The sequence below is a fragment of the Streptomyces sp. NPDC058964 genome (genome assembly GCF_042741275.1).
Taxonomy (GTDB): domain Bacteria; phylum Actinomycetota; class Actinomycetes; order Streptomycetales; family Streptomycetaceae; genus Streptomyces.
Map to the genome: position 1 here is coordinate 25,868 of NZ_JBHYKH010000012.1, position 5,375 is coordinate 31,242.

General features: G+C 66.5%; 5 protein-coding genes. 2 read left to right on the forward strand and 3 right to left on the reverse strand.

Features of this window, described 5'->3' with window-relative positions:
• Positions 1-164 precede the first annotated feature (164 nt).
• The gene (locus ACFW2E_RS02960) at positions 165-338 is read right to left on the reverse strand and encodes a transposase (protein ID WP_384460406.1); all 174 of its coding nucleotides are present in this window, start codon (positions 336-338) and stop codon (positions 165-167) included.
• A 914-nt stretch (positions 339-1,252) separates the two neighbouring features.
• Positions 1,253-2,350, reverse strand: a complete 1,098-nt coding sequence (locus ACFW2E_RS02965) for a magnesium and cobalt transport protein CorA (RefSeq protein WP_384460409.1) — start codon at positions 2,348-2,350, stop codon at positions 1,253-1,255.
• 100 nt (positions 2,351-2,450) lie between these two features.
• On the opposite strand from ACFW2E_RS02965, the gene ACFW2E_RS02970 reads away from it, so the two are divergent.
• Positions 2,451-2,690 carry a hypothetical protein gene (locus tag ACFW2E_RS02970; RefSeq protein ID WP_384460412.1) on the forward strand — a complete coding sequence of 80 codons (240 nt, stop codon included), beginning with the start codon at positions 2,451-2,453 and terminating at the stop codon, positions 2,688-2,690.
• A 158-nt stretch (positions 2,691-2,848) separates the two neighbouring features.
• Positions 2,849-4,204: a mycothione reductase gene (locus ACFW2E_RS02975; protein ID WP_384460415.1), complete on the forward strand. Its 1,356-nt coding sequence runs from the start codon at positions 2,849-2,851 to the stop codon at positions 4,202-4,204.
• 106 nt (positions 4,205-4,310) lie between these two features.
• Here ACFW2E_RS02975 and ACFW2E_RS02980 read toward each other — a convergent pair whose 3' ends face one another.
• Positions 4,311-4,583 (reverse strand): hypothetical protein, encoded by a 273-nt coding sequence (locus ACFW2E_RS02980; RefSeq protein ID WP_384460418.1) that lies wholly within the window; start codon positions 4,581-4,583, stop codon positions 4,311-4,313.
• Between the last annotated feature and the right edge of the window lie 792 nt (positions 4,584-5,375).

Consider the following 5,375-nt stretch of genomic DNA (forward strand, 5'->3'; position numbering starts at 1 on the left):
CCTCCTTCCACCACTCGTGCGCGAAGTCCGGCCTCCTGCCGGTGTTCGGTGCCGCGCCGCATGGCCGACCGGGCCGGGACAGTATTTGGGCCCCGCCGCGCGGACTTCACATGGGACGGTTCGCCCACCGTCCGGGACCTGGCCAGCTCGTTCTTCGAGCGCAGTTACTCCAGCAGCAGTGCATGCAGTTGGTCCCACACGTCGGCCACGTTCCACGCGCCCAGGTGCCGCCAACGGGTCATGCCCGAGCCGGAGCCCAGTTCCTGGAGCAGGTACTCCCACAGGATCCCGGTGTACAGCACGAGCAGGATCCCGCACGGGGCCTGCCGGTGCGGCACCAACGGCTGGATGAGCGGCCACAGTTCATCCGACCCGCTCCACGGCCGCGACCGGCGCTTTCCCACCGCGGGACCAACGAGCGGACAGCCGGCGGTCACATGATCAACGACTTCTGTTGGGGTCAGTTAGGCCGTTCGCCTGCATGGCAGTGCACAGGGTGACACCGATGGTGACGATTCCAGGGTGATCACCGACGACGTGACGCGTCGGTAGTCGGTCATTCGAATGGAGGAACGTGGAGAAGATGAAGCATCGGATTGTGGCCCTCGCCGCGGTGGGCATGCTGGCCACGGCGGTCCCGGCGGGCGAGGCTCTCGCCGGACCCACACCCGCCGGCGCGGGGCCACGGCCCCCGGGCCGACCGCTCCGCCCGGGGCAGGGCTCACCGGTGAGGCGTGGACGTGGACCCAGCTGACCAGCCAAGGCACCCGGATCCGCTACGTGTCCACCGATACCAGCCTGACGTGTCCCTCTGTGGTCCTCACCATGGGTGGGCAGAAGCGTTCGATGCCCATGCGAGTGGTCAGCACCCCCGGCACCGCACAGTTCCCGACCACGGTTTGCGAGTTGGGAGGACCGACGGGGGTCCCCCTCGACACCGCCATCGAGGACGTCCCATAGGGAGAGAAGTTCTGCAAGGGCGAAGTCTCCCACCGCGGCACCCTGCAACTCGCCGCGAAAGAAGCCGAGACCGGAGAGTTGGCCGGCCGCCTCGGCTAGGGCGTGTATCGGAAGTGGATCTCTTCAGGTGTCGAGTGGGAGTTCCAGCAGTTCCTCTGGAGGCTGGAAGCCCGAGCGCCGGTAGAGAGGAGTTCGGCCAAGGGCCGCGCATCGGCGGGTCGGGCCGGGCGCACGGTGAAGTCGGTGGTCATGGGGCGATTCTCGCGTCTGCACCCTCTGAGGTGAATTGACTTCACAGCCAGCCGTTGCGCTTGAACCCGCGGTAGAGGAAGGAACAGGCGACCGCGATGACCCCGATCGCCATCGGATACCCGAAACGCCAGCGCAGTTCGGGCATGTGGTCGAAGTTCATGCCGTACATGCCCGTGACCATGGTGGGTACGGCGATGATCGCGGCCCAGGCGGTGATCTTACGGGCGTCGTCGTTCTGTGAGACGGCGACCTGGGCGAGGTGGGCCTGGAGGATGGAGTCGATCAGGGCGTCGAAGCCGGTGATCTGGTCGGTGACCCGGGCCTGGTGGTCGGCCACATCCCGGAAGTAGGCCCGTATGCCCGGGTCGACGGAACGCAGCGGCGCGGCCGAGAGCGTCTCCAGGGGGCGGGCAAGGGGGACCACGGCCCGCTTCAGTTCCAGGAGTTCACGCTTGAGCTGGTAGATACGGCCGGCGTCCGCGGTCTGACCGGCCTTGGGTGAGAAGACCTCGGTCTCGACCTCGTCGATGTCCTCCTGGACGGCGTCGGCGACGGTGACGTAGTCGTCGACGACGTGGTCGGCGATGGCATGCAGCACAGCCGAGGGGCCCTTGGCCAGCTGCTCGGGCTCGGCCTCCAGGTCCTCGCGCAGCGGGCCGAGCGAACCGTGGCGGCCGTGGCGGACGGTGACGACGAAGTCGGGGCCCGTGAAGACCATGATCTCGCCGGTGTTGACCACCTCGCTGGTGGCGGTCAGCTGCTCGTGCTCGACGTAGGTCACCGTCTTGAAGACGGCGAACAGCACGTCGCCGTACTGCTCCAGCTTGGGCCGCTGGTGGGCCTGCACGGCGTCCTCGACGGCGAGCGGGTGCAGGTCGAACAGCCCGGCAACCCGCGCGAATTCCGCCTCGGTGGGCTCGTGCAGGCCCAACCACACGAAGTCGTGACCGTGCTTGCGTACCTGCCGCACGGCTTCTTCGACCGTCTCCGTGCCGGGCTGCCGGATGCCGTCGCGGTAGAGGACGCAGTTGACGACGGAGGTGCCGAGCGGTGAGCGGGCCGGGTGGCTGAGGTCCACGCGGCGGCGGTTGCGCCGGGTCAGGCTGGTGACCTTGCGCAGGTTGCCGACCATCGACATGCGGGACTCTCCTTCAGTGGTCCAGGGCTGCACAGTGTGCCAGGGGACGGTAAGGCGGGGGTGAGGGGCGGTGGCTTCTGCAGTGCGTCGCCCTTCCCGGGTGACGACGGCGCTGCGGGATCAGGAGCGCATGTCCGGCGCTGTTCGGCGCGGCGCGGCGCTGCCTGGAAGAGAAGCAAGGAGGGCAAACACAATCTCCCCTGACGGCTCCCGCCGCTCGAGCGTACTGCTTCGTCCGGTGGAAAGTTATGCCAATGAAAGCGACGTTCAGGAGTTCAAGGTCGGGGCCGCCGACGCAAAAGCCGGCACGAGCCGAATGCTGAACAATGTAAAACAATAAGTGGATGCACAGGTCCAATCGGGATGCAGGTCCACGCTTATAGATAGATCCGCTGTTTGTGGAAATTGGACGCGCCGGACAGAATTGAGACCAGGGTGACAACGCGCTCGTGGCCATGCGCCGCCCGGCCATATCTCGTCGACGGAAGGTGGACGGGCATGCGGCACTACGATCTCGTAATCCTGGGGACAGGCAGCGGCAACATGCTGCTCGACGAAGAGTTCGATCACCTTCGCACTGCCATCGTGGAGCCGGACCGCTTCGGCGGTACCTGTCTCAATCGAGGCTGTATCCCAAGCAAGATGTTCGTCATCACCGCTGACGCGGTAGAGGATGCCCGGTCGGCAGCACGCCTTGGGGTCCACGCACATGTCGACCCCGTCGAGTGGAAGGCCGTCCGTGACCGGATTTTCAACCACATCGATCCGTTGCACGACAGCGCCGTCAACTACCGCCGCGAAAAGGGAGTTGACGTGTACATCGACGAGGGTCACTTCGTCGCCCCGAAGGTGCTGGAGGTCAAAGGCGAGCAGATAACCGCCGACACGTTCGTGGTCGCAGTAGGGTCACGACCTGTCGTGCCCGGCACTCCTGGACTCGATTCCGTGAATTACCACACCTCGGACACCATCATGCGGATCGATGAGCTTCCCGCCTCCATGGTCGTGATCGGGGGCGGCTTCATCGCGGCAGAATTCAGTCACGTATTCAGCGCCTTCGGCACGTGTGTCACGATCCTGCAGCGCGGCCCGCGTCTGCTGACGGCGGAGGACGAGCAGGTATCGGCGCGCTTCACCGAACTGGCGGCACAACGCAATCGAGTCCTGCTCAATGCCACGGTCACCTCCGTCGAACCGCATGGAGACGGAGTGTCCGTCACCGTGGCATGTCCCGATGGCACGCATGTCATCGAGGCCGCCTCGCTGCTGGTCTGCGTCGGCCGCAGGCCCAATACCGACCGGCTGGACGCTGCAGCCGGCGGCCTCGAACTCGACGAGCACGGACACATCGTGACCGACAGCGCCTACCGTACGTCCGTCCCGGGAGTCTGGGCGCTCGGCGATGCGGTGAACCACTTCCAGCTCAAGCACATGGCCAACGCCGAGTCACGTCTGGTGCGGCACAACATCCTTCACCCCGAGGACGTGCGCACGCTCACCAACAGGGTGACTCCGCATGCGGTGTTCACCAACCCGCAGATCGCGAGCGTCGGTCTCACCGAGCAGGAGGCACGTCGCCGCGAGATGGACTATCTGGTGAACGTTCGTAATTACGCCGCAACGGCATACGGTTGGGCCCTGGAGGACACCACCAGCTTCGCCAAGATTCTGGCGAGTCCGGCCGATCGCACGATCCTCGGCGCCCATATCATCGGCCCCCAAGCCGCGACGCTCATCCAGCCGCTGATCCAGGCAATGGCCCTGGGGTCGACGGTGGACCAGGTTGCGAGCGGCGTGCTGTACATCCACCCGGCGTTGACGGAGGTGGTCGAACAGGCCTTGTTGGCTCTGTAGAAGGCACGTCCGGGAGGGAGAAGGCGCGTCCGGGAGAGTCGATTCCGGCCAGGGCGGGCCGAAGGGACCTTCGGGCCGGGCCGAGGGCCCCCTTCACTCCCGGAGCCTACGACTGTCCCGGACTGGCACACATGCCCTGCGGCCACCCCTTGACCGAACCCTTGGCGGTCGAGTCGCGGCTTGCGCCCACGCACGGCAGCACCGATGACGTGACGTAGCTCCTGCCCTGGGCCATGCGATGTGCTTCGCTCTCGGCCCTCGCGGTGCCGATGCCGATCAGGAACAGCGTCAGGGTCACGCAAAGAGCAGCGAAGACCGCCACGAGCTCCGCCCGCCGATTGCGGGCAAACGTCGAGAGGTGTGCATGGGTATCGGACATACCGTCGCTCCTGTGGGGATGGCCTCCGCGTGATTCGCGGAGGTGTGCAGAGCTGGTCTCTCACGGAGGGCGCTTCTGGGGCGTCTGCGCCGAGTGATCTCTGTTGATCACTGCGCCAGGCCGATCGAGCCAGACAGCGTCGCGCCGACTCTGGCGGTCGGAGATGCCATCCACCGTAGCATTTACCTTGTGCACGAGTAAAGAGGGTGCGTTTAGTCAATGACAAAAGTCGACTCCGCCCCGGATCGGGCCCCGCCTGAACATCACTGGTCCCGCACCAGCCAGGGATTCGGACCCCGGTCGGCCTTCCTGGCCACTCGGACGCCCGGTCACCGCCCGCTGGTCGGGTCGGTGCGGGTGGCGGGCCTGATCAGCGGAGACTTGGGCCGACCAGTGGCCGTCCTTTCCGAGGGGCAGATCCTGAGGGCGGGCCGCCGCAGCGGCGCAGAGGTGCGGAAGCGACGCAACGAAGTCGAGCGGAGCATCGACTCATGTGCACTCGGGCCGTGACCCCGCGCTGCGTCAAACGCGCCCGGGCATCCATGTCACCGTGCCGGCGAGGCGGCGGTGTCACGGTGCGTGCTGATGGAACTCGGCTCACTCGACGGCCGTCCCCATCCGGAAAGCGACCCTGAGCGGGCCTCCGAGGGAAGCCCCGGTCCGACCGCCGCATCTACGCTCGAACGGCCGGTCCCCCCCACGGCGGGACTGCCGAGACCGGTGTTGTTCGCAAAAAAAGACTGAGAGGCGCCCCCGGGGGCGTCAACCACACGCCGCGGCGCCCCTGCGGCG

Excerpts from the sequence above, each read along its gene's own strand:
- ACFW2E_RS02965 (WP_384460409.1), bottom strand. The coding sequence starts at position 2,350 with ATGTCGATGGTCGGCAACCTGCGCAAGGTCACCAGCCTGACCCGGCGC.
- ACFW2E_RS02975 (WP_384460415.1), top strand. The coding sequence starts at position 2,849 with ATGCGGCACTACGATCTCGTAATCCTGGGGACAGGCAGCGGCAACATG.
- ACFW2E_RS02980 (WP_384460418.1), bottom strand. The coding sequence starts at position 4,583 with ATGTCCGATACCCATGCACACCTCTCGACGTTTGCCCGCAATCGGCGG.